Origin of the sequence: Mesorhizobium sp. M0011, assembly GCF_040324155.1 — a bacterium.
In the GTDB taxonomy this organism is placed as follows: Bacteria; Pseudomonadota; Alphaproteobacteria; order Rhizobiales; family Rhizobiaceae; genus Mesorhizobium.
On record NZ_JAMYVQ010000030.1, the window covers coordinates 13,277 to 31,409 of the forward strand.

The window sequence follows — 18,133 nt, forward strand, 5'->3', positions numbered from 1 at the left end:
GCCTAAAGCCCCTCCGGCACCAAGCCGGCCAGCCAGTTCACGGAGCGTTTCGCGGCATCGGCGGTCGCCGAGGCGGCGCGGCCGAGATCGGTCTTGACCACGGCGTAGCCGTTCTTGGTGCGATAGAGCACGCCGGTTCCGCCATCGACCACTTGTTCATAGGCGACGGGCCGGGCGGCGTCGGCTTCCATGGCCGTCGTCGGCGAACCGACCGAGACGCTCGGCCGGTGGCTCAATTCAGGCGGTAGCGGGCTTTCGGTCCTGACAACGCGGCTGGCGGGCTTCAGTTCCGGGCGCGATGCGGTCGCGGCCAGCTGCGAGGAGGACGACGAACCCTTCGTGCGGCAAATGCCGGAGACGAGCGGATAGTTGAAATTGCGCTCGTGCAGCATCTGGCTCTTCATCGCCGCTTCGCACTCGGCGACGGTCGACCACTTGGCCGGCGTCTCGCCGATATATTCGCAAAGCTTGGCGTCGCAGTCGCAGCCGACAATGGTCATGGCGACAAGGGCGGTCTTGATCACGGTCTTGTCCCTTCGAGATGCCCCCCGGCAACCCATCCATTTCTTCCCATTCCTTCGCGCGCGAACAAGGCGGGATTTGGCCGCGATTGTGGAATGGGCGTGGCGGAGCGCAGGAAATGCATAATCCTGGCCGGGCCTGGCCGAAAGGCCTCAGTAGTCGTAGACGTGTTCAAGCCTGGCGCCGGCCTTGATCAGCGCCGGCAGCACGAGATGCAGCTTGCGCACGGCGACGATCATGCCGGTGCGGCGCGTGGATTGATCGGCCGGGAGCGGATAGCTGAATAGGATGCGCATGCCTTCGGGAACAGCGATCGTATCGGTGGAGAGCACCGTGACCATGATCTCGTCATTGCCGCCGATCTCGACGAAGGAGACGCCCCTGTCGATCAGGCGCGGGATCATTTCGGTGAAGACCTGATAGCGCCTGGTGACGAAGATGGTGCCGTCAGCGCCCATGTCGCGTTCGAGCAAGGTGTCGGGCTCGTTGCGGGTGGCTTCGCCGACCGGCCCCTTGGCCCAGACATGGATGTCGAGCAAGGCAGGGTCCATCGTGGCGGCGAGCGCCTTGGTGATCAGGTCGGCATAGCCCTGCTTGATGGTGTCGGCGAGGCCGAACGCCAGCTTGCGTTCGCTGGTCCGGATCGAGCTGTCGCCCTGCGCCGGCTGCACGGCAAACAGGCCGGCGCGCTTCTCGGCATAGGGGAACTGATACCAGGGCACCTGGTCGAGAAACCCTGCATAGTCCGCCGCCACCTTGGCCTGATAGATGTCGGCGGCGGTGCGCTTGGCCGTCGTCGCCTCGGTGATGCGGCCGACCGTGTTCTCATAGGCCCACTGCAGGATATGCTCGATCGAGTGGCTGGTGCCGATGATGACCAGCATCTGGTGGTTGGCGTAGTTGAACTTGTAGGCAGAACTGGCGCGGATGACCATGGCGTAGTCCTGCCAGAAGCGGCCGACATAGGACCAGTAGGGAAAGCCGCTCGGCTGGTCCTTGTCGACGAAGCCGGCATATTCGCGCGCGGCGTAGACGATCGCCCATTCCGGATAGGTGAGGAAGGTCGATTCCTCCGGCCGCTGGTAGCCGAGGATCTCGGCGCGGACCTTGTCGGCCAGCGCCTTGGGCGGGGCGCCGTCGGCAATGCCGGGCAGCGGCGTCTTGTCGAGCGACGACGTCGTCAGGAAGCCGTAGCTCAGCCCGGCGATCGGGATGAGGATGACGATGACGATCACCCACAGGATCGTCTTGATGATGCGCTTCAGCCAGCGGAACAGGAACATGCCAGATCAGGCCGTGGCGAAGTGTTCGTGTATGCGCCTGGCCAGCCGGAAACCGACATAGACGGCGAAGCCACCGATGACCAGGTGCGGCAGGTTGGCGAAGAAGCGGGCCGGGAATTCGATATCGTTGAGGGAGCGGAAGCCGTTGATGAAGATGCCGGCATCGAGGCAGCCGGAACCGGTGACCAGACCGAGCACGCCGTCGAACAGGTAGACCGAACCGAACAGCTTGAAATAGAACACCGCCTGGCGGTGCGAGATGAAGGCGGCGGCCAGCGCCCAGACGCCGGAGAAGGCGTGCAGTAGGTCGTCATACCATTGCAGCGAAAACAGACCGAACAGATTGCCGCCAGCGTCATTGAACGCGGGTATGTAGCCAATGGCGACGACGCCGAAAAACAGGAAAGCATAGGCGACGGCAAGCTTCTGGATCAGCGTCATGAAGTATCCCCCCTCTACGAGTCCGCTTTGCAAACAGACTCTGACGACGCAGCGATACTAACCGATTTTAGCGCGCGGTGAAGCGGCGCCCGCGAGATCGCCGGCGAAGGATATCGAGGGGCAAAAAGACAGTCGGCGCCGGGATTTCTCCCAGCGCCTCCCTGTCAGATCAGGACACGGTCGCGGCAGCAACTTCCGTAAAGTCGTCGCGCCTTGCCGGCCTTGATTTTGACGGTCCTGCCAGTCCGCCGCCCGAGAGCAGCGTCCGTTCGGGACCACGCTGGTTTCCACCCTTGCGGGCTTTGCCCTGCGCACCATCGAAGGTTTCTGCCGTCCTTCATGGCAGCATCGGTCCGCCGTCGGCGTTGGCACGCTTTCCGCGGCCCCGTAGGTCTCGGCTCCGTCCCTCGAAACAGGCAAGCCTGCTCTCGCTTCGGGCCGTACGGGCCTCAGGAAATCCGCCTTTCACTTCGCCTTTCGGCTTGATGATCGGTAGCCGCCTGAGATGGGTTTAACCTACGCCGGGTAAGGGTCCTGGGGAATGGCCGGAGGCCTGTGGATAACGGGATTATCGGGGATCAAGCTGGGGTAACGAAATTTTCCTGTCCGCCACGATGGGCGTCATCGGCGGACATTCGGCCTTGCTCTGCGGGCGGGTGCAGTCTTCAATGCCGGCAAAGGATTCGAGGCGCCGAGCGCCTCGATCCTTGCGGGAGGGTTGCTTGAAAGTCGGAGTGGTTCTCAACCCGATTGCCGGTGGGGGCCGGCTGAAACGGCATTGGCCTGATGTCGCCGTGTCGCTGAAAAAGCATTTTGGCGAATTCGAGCTGCGCGAAACGCAGGCGGAAGGTGACGCCGAAAGGCTGGCAATCGATCTCGCGATGATTGGCTTCGACCTGGTGATTGCGGCCGGCGGCGACGGCACTGCCAGCGAAGTGGCCGATGGACTGCTGCAGGCGTTCCAGGAAAGCGGCCGGACCACCGAGCTCGGCCTCTTGCCGTGCGGCACCGGCATCGATTTCGCGCGCGGGCTCGGCCTGCCGAAAGAGGTGGATGCCGTGCTGAAGCGGTTGGCCGAAGCCAAGGGTCGCAAGGTCGATGCCGGGCGCATCTGCTACATCGACGATCACGGCGCGCTGGCCAGCCGGCATTTCATCAACATCGCCAGCCTGGGGCTTTCCGGCGCCACTGACCGCGCCGTCAATGCCGACAAGCGCAAGGGCAGGATGTCGGCCAAGGCGCTTTTCCTGTGGCGCACCGTGGTCGAGTTCATCCGCTACCGCTTCCAGGACGTCAGGATCACGGTCGACGACGGCGCGCCCGTCGAAGCGCGCATGGCGCTGGTGGCGGTCGCCAACGGAAAATTCTTCGGCGGCGGCATGATGATCGCGCCGGATGCGGAACTGACCGACGGGCAGTTCGACATCGTCATCCTGCGCGCCGCCGGCAAGCTGAAGCTGATCTGGGACATCCGGCTGCTCTATGGCGGCCGGCACCGCAACCATCCAGCGATCACCATCTTGCGCGGCAGGAAAGTGGTGGTCGAACCGCTCGGCGATGTCGAGAAGAACGGCGCGCTGGTCGACATAGACGGCGAGTCGCCGGGACGCATACCCGCGACCTTCGAGATCCTGCCGGGTGCGTTGACGCTCAGATACTGAATCAAGCCGTTGACGGATTGATTCAGATGAATCCGCCGATCCAGCCAACTCGCTGAAATCGCTTAATATCCAGCCGGCGTCAGAGTTCGAGCTTGGCCGGGAAACCAGGTGCGCGCAGGTCGGTGCCGACGGCATCTTCCAACAGTTTGACGATCTGGGTCGACCAGGCGCCGCCGCCATAGGCGGCCTTGCCTTGCTGAAAAATCGCGTTGACGCGCGACGCCAGCTCAAGCGGCACGCCTGACTGTTCGCCCATGGCGAGCGCGAAGCTGAGGTCCTTCAGCGCCAGATCCATGGTGAAGCCGATATCGTAGGAGCCGTTGAGAATGAGCTGGCTTTCGGTATCGTGGACGAAGCTGTTGCCGGAGGAGGCGACGATGGCGTGATAAGCTTGGGCGAGGTCGAGCCCGCCTCGCTTGGCCAGCATCAGCGCCTCGCCGGCGGCGACGAGGTGAACGAAGGCGAGCATGTTGGTGATCACCTTGATCACCGCCGCCGAGCCGACCGGCCCCATCAAGAACGATTTCGCGCACATCGCTTCGATTGCCGGGCGATGGCGCGCATAGAGCGCTGGATCGCCGCCGACCAGCGCGGTGATCTTTCCGGCCGCCGCCAGATGCACGCCGCCGGTGACCGGGCATTCCAGCGTCTCGATGCCTTTGGCCGAGGCGAGGGCCGCGAGGCGGAGAATCTCGTCGCGGCCGTTGGTCGACATCTCGATCCAGGTGCCGCCTGTGGGCAGGCCCTCCAGCAGACCATCGGCGCCCGCCAGCACGGCTTCGCTGACCTTCGGAGAGGGCAGGCAGGAGATGGCGTTGCCGGCCCGTGCGGCGGCCTCGGCGGGGCTGCTTGCCGCTGTGGCCCCGCGCGCCCCCAGGCGCGCGCCGCCGGTGGGGTCACGGTCGAAGACGGTGACGGCAAAGCCGTTGCGGATCAGGCTGGCGGCAAGGTTGCCGCCGAGATGGCCAAGACCGATGAAGGCGTAGCTTTCGCTCACGGCATCAACGGCGTCTGCATCATCTGCAGATGCAATTCCTTGCCCGTATAGGGATGTGCGTCGCAGACCGCTTCGTTGAGCTCGACGCCGAGGCCGGGCTCCTTCGACGGGATGATTTTGCCGTCCTGCCACTCGATCTTCTTCTTCAGCAGCGTGGCGTGGAAACCGTCCCACTGCTTCAGCGATTCGAGGATGAGGAAGTTGGGCAGCGTTACCGCCAGCTGGATGTTGGCGGCACCGACGATCGGTCCGCAATAGCAATGCGGCGCGATCTGGATGTGGTAGGCCTCGGCCATGGCGGCGATCTTCTTGGTTTCGAGAATGCCGCCGGAGCGGCCGAGGTCCGGCTGAAGGATGGTCGCGGCGCGGTTCTCGATGACGCGGGCGAACTCGAATTTGGTCGTCAGCCGCTCGCCGGTGGCGATCGGGATCGAGGTCGCGCGGGCCACTTGGGCCATGACCTCAGGCATATCAGGCGGCACCGGCTCCTCGAACCACAAGGGATCGTAGGGCTCGATGGCGCGCGCCATGCGCAGCGCGCCGGACGCCGTGAACTGGCCGTGCGTGCCGAACAGGATGTCGGCGCGGGTGCCTACCGCCTCGCGGATCGCCTTGATCATGCGGGTGGAGACATCGATGTCGACGAGGCGCGGCTGATGGCCGTCGAAGGCGGTGTAGGGGCCGGCCGGGTCGAGCTTGACGGCATTGAAACCCTGCTCGACATATTCGAGCGCACAGGCAGCGGCGAGATCTGGATCGTTGTAGACGTTCTTGCCGTGCGCGTCCTCGGAGTGGACGCTGCCGCTGTGCGGATAGAGATAGGTGTAGGAGCGCAGCGTCTCGTGCACCTGGCCGCCGAGCAGTTTGTAGACCGGCTTGTCGGCTTCCTTGCCGATAATGTCCCAGCAGGCCATTTCCAGCGCCGAGAAGCAGCCCATGCCGGACACATCGGGGCGCTGGGTGAAGCCGGAGGAATAGGCGCGGCGGAAGAAGTTCTCGATGTCGTGCGGATCGCGGCCGACGAGATAGCGCTCGGCCATGTCCTCGACCATCCGGGCGGTAACATGGGCCGAGAAGGTGGCGTTGTAGGCCTCGCCATAGCCGACCACGCCACCATCGGTGGTCAGCTTGACGAAGATGAAATACTTGCCGCCGATGCCGGGCGGCGGATTGCCGACAACCCAGGTCTTGACGTCGGTGATCTTCATTCTTGGTCCTCCAGAACCAATTCGGCGCCTTTCCAACCGGTCATGATCGAGGCGGCGTTGGTGTTGCCAGTGATGTTGTCGGGAAAGATCGAGGCATCGATGACGCGCAAACCTTCCAGACCATGCACCTTGAGGCGGGGGTCGACGACGGCGCGCGCGGGATCCGGCCCCATGCGGCAGGTCGAGACCGGGTGATAGACGGTGCCCGAGCGCTTCCTGAAATCCTGGACCAGATCGGCGTCCGAGGTGATCGACGGGCCGGGCAACACCTCTTCCTCGATGATCTCGGCCATGGCGGGCATCGAGGCGATCTTGCGCACGAATTTCACCGCCGCCAGCATCTCCTCGACATCGGCATTGGTGGAGTAGGCATTGGCCGTTATCTTGGGGTAGTCGCGTGGGTTGGCCGAGCGGATCATGATCTCTCCACGGCTCGACGGGCGGCAGTTGGATAGGCCGATGGAAAAGCCCGGCCATGGGTCGGGCGTCAGGATGGGGCGCTCGCCGCTCTTGGGAATGACGGTCGAGAAGGCCTGGAAATAGAGCTGCATGTTTGGCCGCGTCGCCGCCGGGTCGGTGCGGAAGAAGCCACCGGCATTGTTCATCGACAGCGACAGTGGGCCGGAGCGGGTCAGGATGTATTGCATACCGACCAGCAGCTTGCCCCACCAGGGACGCAGCGTCTGGTTGAGCGTCGGCAGCCGGCCCTTGAAGGTGTAGTTGATGCCGACATGGTCCTGCAGATGCGCACCGACATTTTCGTTGGCATGGACGACGGGAATGCCCAGGCTCCCAAGCAGGGCGGAAGGGCCGACGCCGGACAGTTGCAGCAATTGCGGCGAGTTGATCGAACCGCCCGACAGGATGATTTCGCGGCCGGCACGCGCCGTCTTCATCCCGCCGTTCTGCTGGTATTCGACGCCGACGGCACGCTTGCCCTCGAACAGGATTTTTGTCGCCAGCGCCTTCATCTCGACGCGGACATTCCCGCGCTTCATCGCCGGGCGCAGGAAAGCGCGCGCCGCCGACATGCGGCGGCCGTTGCGGGTCGAGATCTGGTAGATGCCGACGCCTTCCTGGGCGGCGCCGTTGAAATCCGGGTTGAGCGGCAGGCCGGCCTGCTGGCCGGCGGCGAGATAGCGTTTGGTCAGCGGATGGACTGCGTCCGAACAGTCGGTGACATGCAGCGGGCCGCCCGTGCCGCGCCATGTGTCGGCACCGGCCTGGTTGTCCTCGAGCGCCTTGAAGGCGGGAAGCAGATCGTCATAGCCCCAGCCGGGATTGCCGGCGGCGGCCCAGGCATCGAAATCCTCGCGCGCGCCCCTGATCCAGACCATGGCGTTGATCGAGCTCGAACCGCCGAGCAGCTTGCCGCGCGGCCAGTGGTCGGCATTGCCGGTGAGGCCCGGGTCCGGCTCGGCCTTGTAGTTCCAGTTGACGGCAGGATCGAAGAAGGTCTTGCCGTAGCCGAGCGGCATCTGCACGTAGAAGCGGCGGTCGGTGCCGCCGGCCTCCAGCACCAGCACCGAGAAGCGTCCCGAGGCTGAGAGTTTTTCGGCCAGGACCGAGCCGGCCGAGCCGGAGCCGACGATGATGAAATCATAGGTCTGCATGATGATGCGGGCGGCTCCGGAAAATTGGCTGCAGCCTAGACGCGACGGCATTCCGAAGTCGCCGCGCCATCCGGCATCAGTTGTGAAAAAAGCGACCGTCGAACTGGCCGGGTTTGCGGGGATGCCCGACAATCGCGCTTGATATCTACCTTCTCGACAGCCTATGCGATGGCATTATTTTGGCGCATGATTTTCTCCGAAAGTCTGCAACTTTTCGGAATCATGCTCTGGCCACTCTGCGGAAGGCAGGAAATCATATGCGAACCCTCCCTGACGCGTTCATCCCCGAACTGCCGGGCCACTACAGCGGCAAGGTCCGCGAGAACTACGACCTTGCGGATGGCCGGCGCATCATCATCGCCACCGACCGCCTCAGTGCCTTCGACACCATCCTGACTTCGATCCCGTACAAAGGAGAGATCCTGACGCAGACGGCGCGCTACTGGTTCGAGGAAACCGCCGACATCTGCCCGAACCATGTTCTCGAATACCCCGACCCGAACGTCGTCGTCGGCACGAGGCTCGACATCCTGCCGGTCGAGATCGTCGTGCGCGGCTATCTGGCGGGCACCACCAGCACCTCGATCCTGACGCGCTACAAGCGCGGTGACCGCGACATGTACGGCATCCGCCTGGCGGATGGCCTGCGCGACAATGAAAGACTGGCGGAGCCGATCATCACGCCGACCAGCAAGGCCGCGCATGGCGGCCATGACGAACCGCTGTCCAAAGCGGAGATCCTCGAGCAGGGCCTGCTCACGCAGGCGCAGTGGGATACAGTATCGGACTACGCCATGCGGCTGTTCGCCCGCGGCCAGCAGCGCGCCGCGGAACGCGGCCTGATCCTGGCCGACACGAAGTACGAATTCGGCACCGACAAGGACGGGACCATCATTCTTGCCGATGAAATCCACACCCCGGACAGCAGCCGGTACTGGATCGCATCGAGCTACGGACAGGCGCTCGCCAGCGGCAGCCGGCCGGAGAGTTTTGACAAGGATTTCATCCGGTCCTGGGTCTCGGCCAGATGCGATCCTTACAAGGACCCGATTCCAGAGATACCCGACGAGATCGTCGAACAGGCTTCGCGGGTCTATGCGCAGGCCTATGAGGCGATCACCGGCAAGGAATTTTCTCCAGACCTTTCCGGGGACAGCGTGCTCGATCGTATTCGCACGAACCTCAGGCGCTATTTCTGATCGACCTTCGCCGGGTGATGCGAATTGCCGTCTTCCACCCATCGCCATGCCAGAGCCCACCAACTCGGGTTAACGGAGCCTTCGCCGGGCGTTGGCTGACGGTTGCATCAAACGAAAAACCCGCCTGTGCGGCGGGTCACTGGCGCAAATCAGCACCATAGGCAAAAATGTACCATAGCTGAGGTCACTGAGTCAAGAAAAAATTCCTATTGTGAAAAGCTGCGGCAAAAAAGCTGCCGACACCGCGACCCGGCTGTCGCAGGTCTTTTGTCAGTTCGGAGTCTCGTGGCCATGCCGTGGCGCGTTGACCTTCAGGCGCCGTGACGATACGGGATCGAGGGCAGCCGGTCTCGAAGGATTTCTCGCATGGTGCACTACGCTGAAGGACGGCCGCTTGGCGATCTGACGCTGCGCACCCTGGCCATGCCTTCGGATGCCAATGCGGCCGGCGACATTTTCGGCGGCTGGGTGATGGCGCAGATGGACCTGGCCTGCGGCATCCGTGCCGCCGAGCGCGCCAAGGGCCGCGTGGTGACGGCTGCGGTGAAAGAGATGTCCTTCGCCAAGCCGATGAAGATCGGCGACACGCTGTGCATCTACACCCATGTCGAACGCGTCGGCCGCACCTCGATGACGCTTAAGGTCGAGGCCTGGGCGCAGCGCTACCTCTCCGACCTGATGGAAAAGGTCACCCATGCCGATTTCGTCATGGTGGCGCTGGATGGCGAGGGCAAGCCGAAAGCGGTTCCTGCCGAAGGCTGACGCAAGCCGTTTCTCCCACGCTTGGTCATTTGTAACAGTGCCCCTCCGGGAGACCCGTTTCGCGACATCCAACGGTTGCCTCCATGCCCGATCCTGCTGCAATCGGAGGAGAGACAATGCGTCAACATCTGCTGAACGGTTGGCTCGTGGCAGCCCTGGTCGCGACGACCTGCCTGCTCGGCGTGACCGCCTACGCGGAGGTGAAGGAAGATATCTCGCGCATTGCCTGCACGCATGAGGACAAGGCTCCCGGCGAGCGGGGCGCACGGTGTGATACCTGTGCCGCGGCGCGATGCGATGTCCGCATGTCAGGAGCCTGAGCGGCAGCCGTCAGCGGACGGCATGAGCGGCAATCCGCCAGCCAAAACGGCGCGTGCATTCGGGCAACCATCCGCGCAGCCGAGATAGAATTTCCGATCAGGCAAGCCGGATGTTGCGTGCGGGGCTGAATCCCTTGCCGTGCAAGGGTTTCAGGCGTGCGTGCCGTCGAATTTTTCGCGCGCCGCCTTGACGCGCATGGTGTTCGCGCGCGCCCATTCGCTCAGTGCGCTGACGGGGATCAGCAGCTCGTGGCCGAGCTCGGTCAGCTCATAATCGACGCGCGGCGGAATGGTTGGAAACACGGTGCGGGTGACGAAGCCGTCACGCTCCAGACCGCGCAAGGTGGTGGTCAGCATCTTCTGCGAGATGCCGCCGACGGCGGCGCGCAATTCGTTGAAACGCATCGGTCCGTCGCCCAGCTTGCCGACGACCAGAACGGTCCATTTGTCGCCGACGCGCTGCAGGATTTCCGAGATGGCGCGGCAGTCCTCGGTGCGGTGTGGGTGCCTCGGTAACAAAAAAGTGCCTTCTTGTGCATCGCGTTTGCAGTATCTCATATAGCGCAGGTATCCAAATGATACCAGTACTTCGTGCAAGGAGAGCCCTTATGTCCAAACCCAAAATTGCCATCGTCGTCGGATCGACGCGCGCCGCTCGTTTCGCCGATGTGCCAACCCAGTGGATCGCCAAGATCGCCAAATCGCATGCCGACATCGATGTCGAGATCGTCGACTTGCGCGACTTCCCGCTGCCGTTCTTCGACGAGGTCGCATCCTCCGCCTGGGCGCCGTCGCAGAACGAAGTGGCACAGCGCTGGCAGAAGAAGGTCGCCGAATTCGACGGCTTCATCTTCACCGCCGCCGAATACAATCATGGCCCGACGGCCGTGCTGAAGAACGCCATCGACTACGCCGCCAATGAATGGAACAAGAAGCCGGCAGGCTTCGTCGGTTATGGCAGCGTCGGCGGCTCGCGTGCCGTCGAACAGCTTAGACTGTATGCCGTCGAATTGCAGATGGCGCCGGTCAAGTCGGCCGTCCATATCGCGTGGGGCGATTTCCTCGCCGTCCGCCAGGGCGAGAAGAAGCTGGAAGACCTCGAGCATCTGAACCAGGCCGCCACTGCGCTGGTCAACGATGTTGCGTGGTGGGCCAAGGTGCTCAAGGCGGCGCGTCAGGCCGACGCCGTTGCCGAGGAAGTCAAGGCGGCCTGACCGCCAATTCGAATTATCCTCCCAAGGATCCGGGGGCGGCGTCTTGCGCCGCCCTTTTTCAATTATAGCGGCTCGAATTGAAAGCTGGCGCCGGATCGGACGACGCGGCCGACACCGGGCGAATCCAGATGCGCGCCGGCGACGAAACAATGATCGTCGGCTGCAAGCGCCAGCAACCGCAACCGGCTTTCGCGCGCCTGGTCCTGATCGGCGTCGAATTCCCATGTCACCTCAGGTCGATCGAACTGAAGCGATGGGACGTGAACGGTGTCGCCCCAGATCAAAATGCGTTCGCCGCCGGCAGAAACACGAAAGCAGCTGTGTCCCGCTTCATGGCCATGAGCGCCGACAATGTCGACATGTGTCCCGATACGGTCTCCGGCTTCGAAGGGTTCCGCCATGCCGTGAAATCGTTCGAGCCGCGCTTCGGCGCGAAAAAAGCCGAGTTCTTCCCCGGGAACGAGCAAGCGCGCCAGGCGCGGGAAAGCGTCGCGGCCGTCGGCAAGCACAAGACCATGGATGTGGTCGAGATGCGTGTGGGTGAAGCAGACGGTACGGACTCGTCCGGCATCGATGCCAGCTTCGTCCAGCGCCTCGGGAAGTCGGCCCATGGTGGGATGCCAGGCGTTCGAGGCGCCGGTATCGATCAGGATGATCCCGTTTCCATCGTCAATCGCGAAGGCATTGACGGAAAGCCTGAGTTGACCATCAACCAACGCGACTTGTTTCGGTAATTCGTCGCCAAATGGCTTGTCGCCGCGTTGCCGAAGCCGTCCGATCGGCATGTCGACATAGCCATCGCGCAAGGAGGTGATGCGCAAGTCACCAAGATCGTAGGTCTGATAAAGGTCGCCCGAAGCTATGCGGTGCATTTTCCGATCCGTTCTGTGGACAATCGACAACCTGCGACGGCAACCCGCGTCGCCCCGTCAATTCGATTTATGCTATTTGTGCAGGCGTCGCCTGCCTCGGCCGTATGATGCAGTCTGCGAGGCGGTTCGTCTCGTTCCACTCGTCGGCGTGGTGCTGGCCCCATTGGCAGAGCGCCAGCAGGATCGGCTCGAGGCTGAGGCCGAGGCGCGTCGCCGAATATTCGACGCGCGATGGCACTTCGGCGAAGATTTCGCGGCTGACCAGGCCGTGCTCCTCCATTTCGCGCAGCTGCTGGATCAGCACTTTCTGGGCGATGCCCGGCATCAGCGCCTTGAGTGCCGATAGCCGCCGGGGACCATCGAAGAGATGGTAGAGGATGACCGCCTTCCAGCGACCCGCGATCACTTTCAGCGCCCGTTCCGCCGGCAGCACAGGCAGTCTTTTGATCGGCATTCTCTTGGGATCTGGCATGGTCACCTCCTGGTCAGCAGGGGACAAATGAGTGTGTAGTCGAGGCTCCGCAGATAGTGGCAAACCGCTGCCGATGCCAGTGCTATCGGAGTTTGCCATGAAAGCCATTCAACTCAGCCGCTTCGGCGGTCCCGAGGTGCTGGAGGTGGTCGATCTGCCGGCGCCGGTGCCGCAGTCCGGCGAGGTGCTGATCCGTGTCCACGCCGCCGGGATCAACTTCTTCGAAGTGCTGATGCGCGCGAACCGCTACGCGGTGACGCCGCAACTGCCGATGATCCCAGGCGTCGAGGCGGCGGGTGTCGTCGAGGCCGTCGGGCAAGGTGTGGATGCGCAATTGCTGGGTCGCCGCGTGGCCGCGCCTTTGTTCATGTCGCAGCGTCCCCACAGCGGCTATGCGGAGCAGGTGACGATGTCAGCCGATCTCGTCGTGCCGCTGCCGGATGCGCTGCCGTTCGAGGCTGCCACGGCGCTGATGGTGCAGGGGCTGACGGCCCTTCATCTGCTTCGGCAAAGCCCGCCCGATGACAAGGCGGTGCTGGTGCCGGCCGCATCGGGCGGTGTGGGAACGCTGCTTGTCCAACTGGCCAGGCTGAAGGGCGCACGCCAGGTGATCGCAGCCGCCGGCGGCAAGGCAAAGCTGGATTTCGCCTTGTCGCTCGGCGCCGATGCCGCAGTCGACTATACCAAGCCGGACTGGCCCGCTCGCGTCCGCGACCTCACCGGCGGGGAGGGCGCCAACATCATCTACGACACAGTCGGCGGTGCGCTCACCGCTGCCTTGCTTGAGGCCCTGGCGCCTGGCGGCGAACTGGTGTTTGCTGCGCTCGGACGCTTTGGCCTCGCTGCCTCCGATCTGGAGCAGTTGATCGGCCGCAACCAGTCACTCAGGGGTTTCGCGCTGCTGCCGCTGCTGTCTCCCGACGTGCTGAAAGCCAGCCTGTCCGAGTTGTTCCAAATGGCGGCAGGCGGCCGGCTGCAGGTCACGATCGGCGGCAGATTCCGGCTCGACCAGGCCGGGGAAGCGCACCGGTTGCTGGATGAGCGCCGGTCGACTGGGAAGGTGGTACTGATACCCTGATATGGCGATAGCCGCGAACACGACGCCAATCGGGGTTGGACTGCTACATCGACGGGACTGCCATCTGGTCGCGCCCTGTGGCCTGATATATCGGGCTGCAATCCGTCACATGAGTGAAGCCGTGAAGACATCCAGCCTGACCGGCGCCGTTTCCCCGATGATCCCGGTGCTCGTTTGCGCGCTTGCGATCTTCCTGCTGTCCGGGATGGATGCGGCGATGAAGATCCTGGTCATCGCGGTCGGCGTCTACAACACCTTGCTGTGGCGCAGCATGGTCGCGACCGTGGTCGCGGGCGCGGCCTGGTTGGCGGGACCGCGCCTAACGCCAACCGTTCCGGTGCTGAGGCTGCATGCGCTGCGTGCCGCGATTGTCGGCATCGTCCTGATATCCTTCTTCTGGGGCTTGGCCAGGCTGCCGCTCGCGGAGGCGATCGGGCTCAGTTTCGTGGCGCCCTTGTTTGCCCTGTTTCTCGCCGCGCTGCTGCTGGGCGAACGGATCCGGCGCCAGGCTGTCTGGGCATCTTTGGCCGGCATTGCCGGTGTCGCCATCATCATGGCCGGCCAGTTCGGGAAGGCAGACTATTCGCAAGATGCCATGCTCGGCACGGCAGCGGTGCTCGTGTCGACGGTGTTCTACGGCTACAATCTGATCCTCGCCCGGCAACAGGCGCAGTTGGCCAAGCCCATCGAGATCATGCTGTTCCAGAACCTTTGCGTTGCCATCCTCCTCGGTCTCGCAGCACCCTGGCTTGCCGTCGCCCTACCGAGCAATCTTTGGCTTCCTTTGGCCGGGGTGACGGTGCTGTCGCTTGCCGGGCAGTTCCTGATGAGCTGGTCCTACGCCCGCGCCGAAGCGCAATATCTGATCCCGACGGAATACTCGGCCTTTATCTGGGCGGTCGCGCTCGGCTGGTTCTTCTTCGGCGAGGAGGCGACCTGGACCACCTTGACCGGAGCGTGCCTGATCGTCGCCGGCTGCCTGATCGCCGCGCGGGCCAATCCCAGGCTTGCCGAGCCCATCGAAGTGGCGGTTTGAGCGCCGACGTTCAGCGCCCGGCAGGTTCGCGAAATACCCCAGTCTCCACCTCGTGGATGAAGTGAGCGATGAGAGCCGCGCATTGGCGATGATGCGTTTCGAGAAGCATGTGTCCGCTCTCAAAGACATGGATTTCGACTGCGTCGAGGTCGCGGCTGTAGGCCATGATCTCGTCCAGCGCGAAGAAGGCGTCGTGCCGTCCCCACAGCACGAGGCATGCTGGCTGTTGGTCGCGGAGATCGGCCTGGATGGCCGGGAAGCGGGCGATGTGCGAGCCATAATCGGTGAAGAGTTCGAACTGAATGTCGGTGTTGCCGGGCCTCGCCAGACGCTCCGTATCGAGATACCAACCCTCGGGCGGAAACAACACCTTCAGACGCTCGGGGAGACCGCCGATATATTGGTTCCGGGTCCCCTCGAAATTCATCCAGTCCGGCAGTTTGGCGCGGTTTTCTTCAGTCGGTTCGGCGAAGAACGCCTTCGGCGCGTCCCATTCCGGTCCCAGCCCCTCGTCATGAGCGTTGCTGTCCTGCGCGATCAGGCCGAGGATGCGATCCGGCCGCCGTGTGGCGAGATGATAGCCGACGGGCGTGCCGAAGTCAGTGATGTAGAGGAAGAATCGCTGGAGGCCGAGGGCCTCGATGAAGGCTTCGATCGTGTTGGCCAGGTTCTCGAACGTGTAGTCATAGGCATCGATGGAAGGGGCGGACGAAAAGCCGAAACCGGGCAGATCCGGCGCCACCACATAGGCTGTCTCCGCCAGCGGTTCGATGACATTGCGATAGACGTGCGACGAAGTCGGATATCCGTGCAGCAGCAGGATTGCCGGTCTGCCTGGGTCGCCGGCATGGCGGTAGAAGACGTCGAGGCCGTCGACATTGATGGTTTCGTGGCGGGTCTTGTAACGATTGCTGCACATCCTCTTTCTCCAGGGCCTGGCGCCGAACCGGGGTGGCTTTGACACCGTATACCGGTGTGATAGTGATTCATCTTGTAACCGTATAATGCAGCTAATGAGGTTATGTTCCGTGAGCCATGCACACACCGAATGGGTGCCGGATCACTTCATAGGCGGGCATCCCGCTTTGGACCTGTCGAACGCCGTGTTCGACCGGCGGGCGCCAGCAGCTGATAATGAACTGTTCAAGTCCGTCCGGGATGTTGCGAACTGGTTCAACGCCTCAGGGCTTGCCGACGATCGCCAGGCGCAGGCCGTCGCCGAGATAGCGGATGGGCGGTTCGTGGAACGGGTCCGCGAAGTGCGGGAGGCGTCATTTCAGGTTTTCGAGTCAATCGCCGCGGGCAAACCGTCCGCGGTCGAACCGCTAGATCATTTCACCGTTTCACGGAAACGGCGAGCTGCTCTAACTCTTTGTTTTGACGCAATCCCGGACGGAAAACCGCTTCACACTTTTCCTGGAATTGCTCTAGGCGTGTTATTCTCGCGCACGGCAAGCTCGCTTGCCGCCGGCTCTATCGAGCTGGATCGCACCAGACCGAAGCTTGCCCTTGCCCGGTGGCGGGACCCGGATGCCGTCACCGCCTTGCTGGCCATGCTGTCCATCGAAGCGTTCTTCACCCTGCCGCGCGACAGGCTGCATTCCTGCCCTCGCTGTGGCTGGCTTTTCCTCGATACGTCGCGAGGCGGCAAGCGGCGCTGGTGCAGCATGCGTACCTGCGGTAACCGCGAGAAGGTCTCGCGCCACCGAGATCATGCCCATGCCTAGATCCGGGTTAGCGCACCACTTCGCCTTTGCTGCGGGTAGGCCGGATGCCGGCGCGTCACTCCGGAAGACCGGCCTTGCGAAAACCATCGACGAAATGCTCGAGCGTAGCGGCGTCGCGGAATGGCTCGGTCGTCGCCCAGTGATGGGTTGTGAAATGCGGGTTGCCGACGAGAAACAGCTCGGCCTCCGCGCGCGCCTCGTCCAGCCGGCCGAGTTGCGCCAGGCTTGCCGCCAGGAAACGGCGTGAGCTTGTGCGATAGGTCTCGTCACGGCGCAACGTCTCGATAGCGGCTTGATAGTCGCGCGCCGCATATTGCGCCTGGCCGAGCGTCAGATAGTACCAGCTCGCCGGAAACGGGTTCAGCCGGAACGCCTTGCGGATGTGCTCGAGACCCTCTTCGACCCGGCCGGCCAGGACCGCGATGTCGGACAATGCCGCCCAGGTGTCGGCCTCGTTCGGGTCGAGCTCGATCGCCTTGGCGAATTCGGCATCCGCCTCGGCGAAGCTGCGCTCATAGGCAAGCAGGTAGGCCAGGATCCAGCGACAGCCAGCATCGTTGGGATCGATCGCCACAGCCTTGCGCGCCAGCTCCAAGGCAACGCTGCGGGCAGCTTCGGTTGGTCCGCCCCAATGCACCTGTCCCATCCAGTGGTTCATGGCAAGCCAGCGATAGGGCTCGGCGTATCCGGGATCGAGCGACACCGCGCGCGTCAGCATCAGATGCGCTTCCTGCGCCATCTGCGGCGAGTCGTCGATCAGCTTGCGCGCCCGCACGCAGAGATCGTAAGCCTCGAGATTGCTGGGCCGGTTGCGCGGCGGCAGCGTGCGCAGACGGCCAAGCAATGCCTCCACGATCTTGGCCGTCACCTCGTCCTGAACGGCAAAGATGTCGTCCAGGCCGCGATCGAAGCGTTCCGCCCACAGATGATCGCCGCTCACCGCGTCAATCAGCTGTGCGTTGATGCGCACGCGCCCCGCGGCGCGTCTTGCGCTGCCTTCCAGCAGGTAGCGCACGCCAAGGTCCCCGGCGATCTCGCGCACGTCCATCGCTTTTCCCTTGTAGGCAAAGGTCGAGTTGCGGGCGATGACGAACAGGCCGGAGATCCTGGACAGGTCGGTGATCAGGTCTTCAGTCAACCCGTCCACGAAGGAATCCTGCTCGGGATCGTTGCTGAAATTGACGAAGGGCAGCACGGCTATCGATGGTTTGTCGGGCAGCGGCAAGGGTTTTCGCTTGGCCTGGCCGAGCTGTTCGACGGCCCCCGTGAAACGGTAGCCGACGCGCGGAACGGTGGATATCCATTCGCCGTTCTCGCCGACAGGACCAAGCAGCTTGCGCAACTGCGCGATCTGGACGGTGAGGTTGCCTTCCTCCACGGCCGTGCCCGGCCATGCAGCGTCCATCAACTCGGCCTTTCCCAAGATTTCACCGGGCTGCCCGACGAGTGCTGCAAGCAGGCTCAGCCCGCGATAGCCAACGGCAACGGGGACGTCGTTCCGAAGCAGCGTTCCCGCACCCGGATCAAGCACGAACGGACCAAAGGCAAAACGCGATCCCATAGGCGCATCTATAGAGCAATTCCAGGAAAAGTGTGAAGCGGTTTTCTGTTCGGAATTGCGTCAAAACAAAGGGTTAGAGTAGGTTACCGGTTCCGTGAACCGGTGAACTGCTCTAGCTCGTTTGGAAGTTTTGAGAACTATTTGGGAGGGCTTAATTACGGCGCCGT

General features: G+C 63.2%; 19 protein-coding genes. 8 read left to right on the plus strand and 11 right to left on the minus strand.

The genetic code is table 11. From position 1 onward, the window contains the following. Nucleotides 1-2 precede the first annotated feature (2 nt). From NKK51_RS25885 to NKK51_RS25895, 3 genes are all read right to left on the minus strand, one after another. Nucleotides 3-524: a hypothetical protein gene (locus NKK51_RS25885; RefSeq protein ID WP_352555032.1), complete on the minus strand. Its 522-nt coding sequence runs from the start codon at nucleotides 522-524 to the stop codon at nucleotides 3-5. 150 nt (nucleotides 525-674) lie between these two features. Continuing rightward, nucleotides 675-1,805: a hypothetical protein gene (locus NKK51_RS25890; protein ID WP_352555033.1), complete on the minus strand. Its 1,131-nt coding sequence runs from the start codon at nucleotides 1,803-1,805 to the stop codon at nucleotides 675-677. A gap of 6 nt (nucleotides 1,806-1,811) precedes the next feature. Next, entirely contained in the window at nucleotides 1,812-2,246 is a 435-nt protein-coding gene (locus NKK51_RS25895; RefSeq protein WP_127294990.1) for a hypothetical protein, read from the minus strand. A gap of 722 nt (nucleotides 2,247-2,968) precedes the next feature. Here NKK51_RS25895 and NKK51_RS25900 point away from each other — a divergent pair. Further along, nucleotides 2,969-3,907, plus strand: coding sequence for a diacylglycerol/lipid kinase family protein (locus NKK51_RS25900; RefSeq protein WP_023809771.1), 939 nt, complete (start codon nucleotides 2,969-2,971; stop codon nucleotides 3,905-3,907). A 79-nt stretch (nucleotides 3,908-3,986) separates the two neighbouring features. Here the strand turns inward: NKK51_RS25900 and NKK51_RS25905 are convergent, their stop codons facing one another. The 3 genes from NKK51_RS25905 to NKK51_RS25915 are packed head-to-tail and all read right to left on the minus strand — an operon-like array spanning nucleotide 3,987 to nucleotide 7,725. Beyond that, nucleotides 3,987-4,904, minus strand: coding sequence for an NAD(P)-dependent oxidoreductase (locus tag NKK51_RS25905; RefSeq protein ID WP_352555034.1), 918 nt, complete (start codon nucleotides 4,902-4,904; stop codon nucleotides 3,987-3,989). Continuing rightward, a complete protein-coding gene (locus NKK51_RS25910; protein ID WP_352555035.1) occupies nucleotides 4,901-6,112 on the minus strand; it encodes a mandelate racemase/muconate lactonizing enzyme family protein in 1,212 nt (403 codons plus the stop codon). Before NKK51_RS25910 ends, NKK51_RS25905 begins: the two co-directional genes overlap by 4 nt. Continuing rightward, nucleotides 6,109-7,725: a GMC family oxidoreductase gene (locus tag NKK51_RS25915; RefSeq protein WP_352555070.1), complete on the minus strand. Its 1,617-nt coding sequence runs from the start codon at nucleotides 7,723-7,725 to the stop codon at nucleotides 6,109-6,111. Before NKK51_RS25915 ends, NKK51_RS25910 begins: the two co-directional genes overlap by 4 nt. A gap of 257 nt (nucleotides 7,726-7,982) precedes the next feature. On the opposite strand from NKK51_RS25915, the gene NKK51_RS25920 reads away from it, so the two are divergent. From NKK51_RS25920 to NKK51_RS25930, 3 genes are all read left to right on the plus strand, one after another. Further along, on the plus strand, nucleotides 7,983-8,924 hold the full coding sequence (locus NKK51_RS25920; protein WP_352555036.1) for a phosphoribosylaminoimidazolesuccinocarboxamide synthase: 942 nt from the start codon (nucleotides 7,983-7,985) through the stop codon (nucleotides 8,922-8,924). Nucleotides 8,925-9,290: 366 nt separating this feature from the next. Further along, a complete protein-coding gene (locus NKK51_RS25925) occupies nucleotides 9,291-9,686 on the plus strand; it encodes an acyl-CoA thioesterase (RefSeq protein ID WP_013530049.1) in 396 nt (131 codons plus the stop codon). A 116-nt stretch (nucleotides 9,687-9,802) separates the two neighbouring features. Then, nucleotides 9,803-10,006, plus strand: a complete 204-nt coding sequence (locus NKK51_RS25930; RefSeq protein ID WP_352555037.1) for a hypothetical protein — start codon at nucleotides 9,803-9,805, stop codon at nucleotides 10,004-10,006. A gap of 150 nt (nucleotides 10,007-10,156) precedes the next feature. On the opposite strand, the gene NKK51_RS25935 is transcribed toward NKK51_RS25930, so the two are convergent. Next, entirely contained in the window at nucleotides 10,157-10,525 is a 369-nt protein-coding gene (locus tag NKK51_RS25935; RefSeq protein WP_164780174.1) for a winged helix-turn-helix transcriptional regulator, read from the minus strand. Nucleotides 10,526-10,614: 89 nt separating this feature from the next. Here NKK51_RS25935 and NKK51_RS25940 point away from each other — a divergent pair, with 89 nt between their 5' ends. Next, nucleotides 10,615-11,220, plus strand: a complete 606-nt coding sequence (locus tag NKK51_RS25940; RefSeq protein WP_023809763.1) for an NADPH-dependent FMN reductase — start codon at nucleotides 10,615-10,617, stop codon at nucleotides 11,218-11,220. A 62-nt stretch (nucleotides 11,221-11,282) separates the two neighbouring features. Here the strand turns inward: NKK51_RS25940 and NKK51_RS25945 are convergent, their stop codons facing one another. Together NKK51_RS25945 and NKK51_RS25950 are read right to left on the minus strand one after the other, a co-directional pair. Next, nucleotides 11,283-12,092: an MBL fold metallo-hydrolase gene (locus NKK51_RS25945; protein WP_352555038.1), complete on the minus strand. Its 810-nt coding sequence runs from the start codon at nucleotides 12,090-12,092 to the stop codon at nucleotides 11,283-11,285. A 67-nt stretch (nucleotides 12,093-12,159) separates the two neighbouring features. Next, nucleotides 12,160-12,564, minus strand: a complete 405-nt coding sequence (locus NKK51_RS25950) for a winged helix-turn-helix transcriptional regulator (RefSeq protein WP_352555039.1) — start codon at nucleotides 12,562-12,564, stop codon at nucleotides 12,160-12,162. A gap of 97 nt (nucleotides 12,565-12,661) precedes the next feature. Between NKK51_RS25950 and NKK51_RS25955 the strand changes: the two genes are divergently transcribed. Both NKK51_RS25955 and NKK51_RS25960 read left to right on the plus strand, forming a co-directional pair. After that, nucleotides 12,662-13,642, plus strand: coding sequence for a quinone oxidoreductase family protein (locus NKK51_RS25955; RefSeq protein WP_352555040.1), 981 nt, complete (start codon nucleotides 12,662-12,664; stop codon nucleotides 13,640-13,642). 109 nt (nucleotides 13,643-13,751) lie between these two features. Further along, nucleotides 13,752-14,678 (plus strand): DMT family transporter, encoded by a 927-nt coding sequence (locus tag NKK51_RS25960; protein WP_023809759.1) that lies wholly within the window; start codon nucleotides 13,752-13,754, stop codon nucleotides 14,676-14,678. Nucleotides 14,679-14,688: 10 nt separating this feature from the next. Here the strand turns inward: NKK51_RS25960 and NKK51_RS25965 are convergent, their stop codons facing one another. Beyond that, a complete protein-coding gene (locus tag NKK51_RS25965; protein ID WP_352555041.1) occupies nucleotides 14,689-15,597 on the minus strand; it encodes an alpha/beta fold hydrolase in 909 nt (302 codons plus the stop codon). Between the two features lie 109 nt (nucleotides 15,598-15,706). Between NKK51_RS25965 and NKK51_RS25970 the strand changes: the two genes are divergently transcribed. Beyond that, on the plus strand, nucleotides 15,707-16,405 hold the full coding sequence (locus NKK51_RS25970) for a CGNR zinc finger domain-containing protein (protein ID WP_352555042.1): 699 nt from the start codon (nucleotides 15,707-15,709) through the stop codon (nucleotides 16,403-16,405). 55 nt (nucleotides 16,406-16,460) lie between these two features. On the opposite strand, the gene NKK51_RS25975 is transcribed toward NKK51_RS25970, so the two are convergent. Then, nucleotides 16,461-17,966: a winged helix-turn-helix domain-containing tetratricopeptide repeat protein gene (locus NKK51_RS25975; protein WP_352555043.1), complete on the minus strand. Its 1,506-nt coding sequence runs from the start codon at nucleotides 17,964-17,966 to the stop codon at nucleotides 16,461-16,463. Between the last annotated feature and the right edge of the window lie 167 nt (nucleotides 17,967-18,133).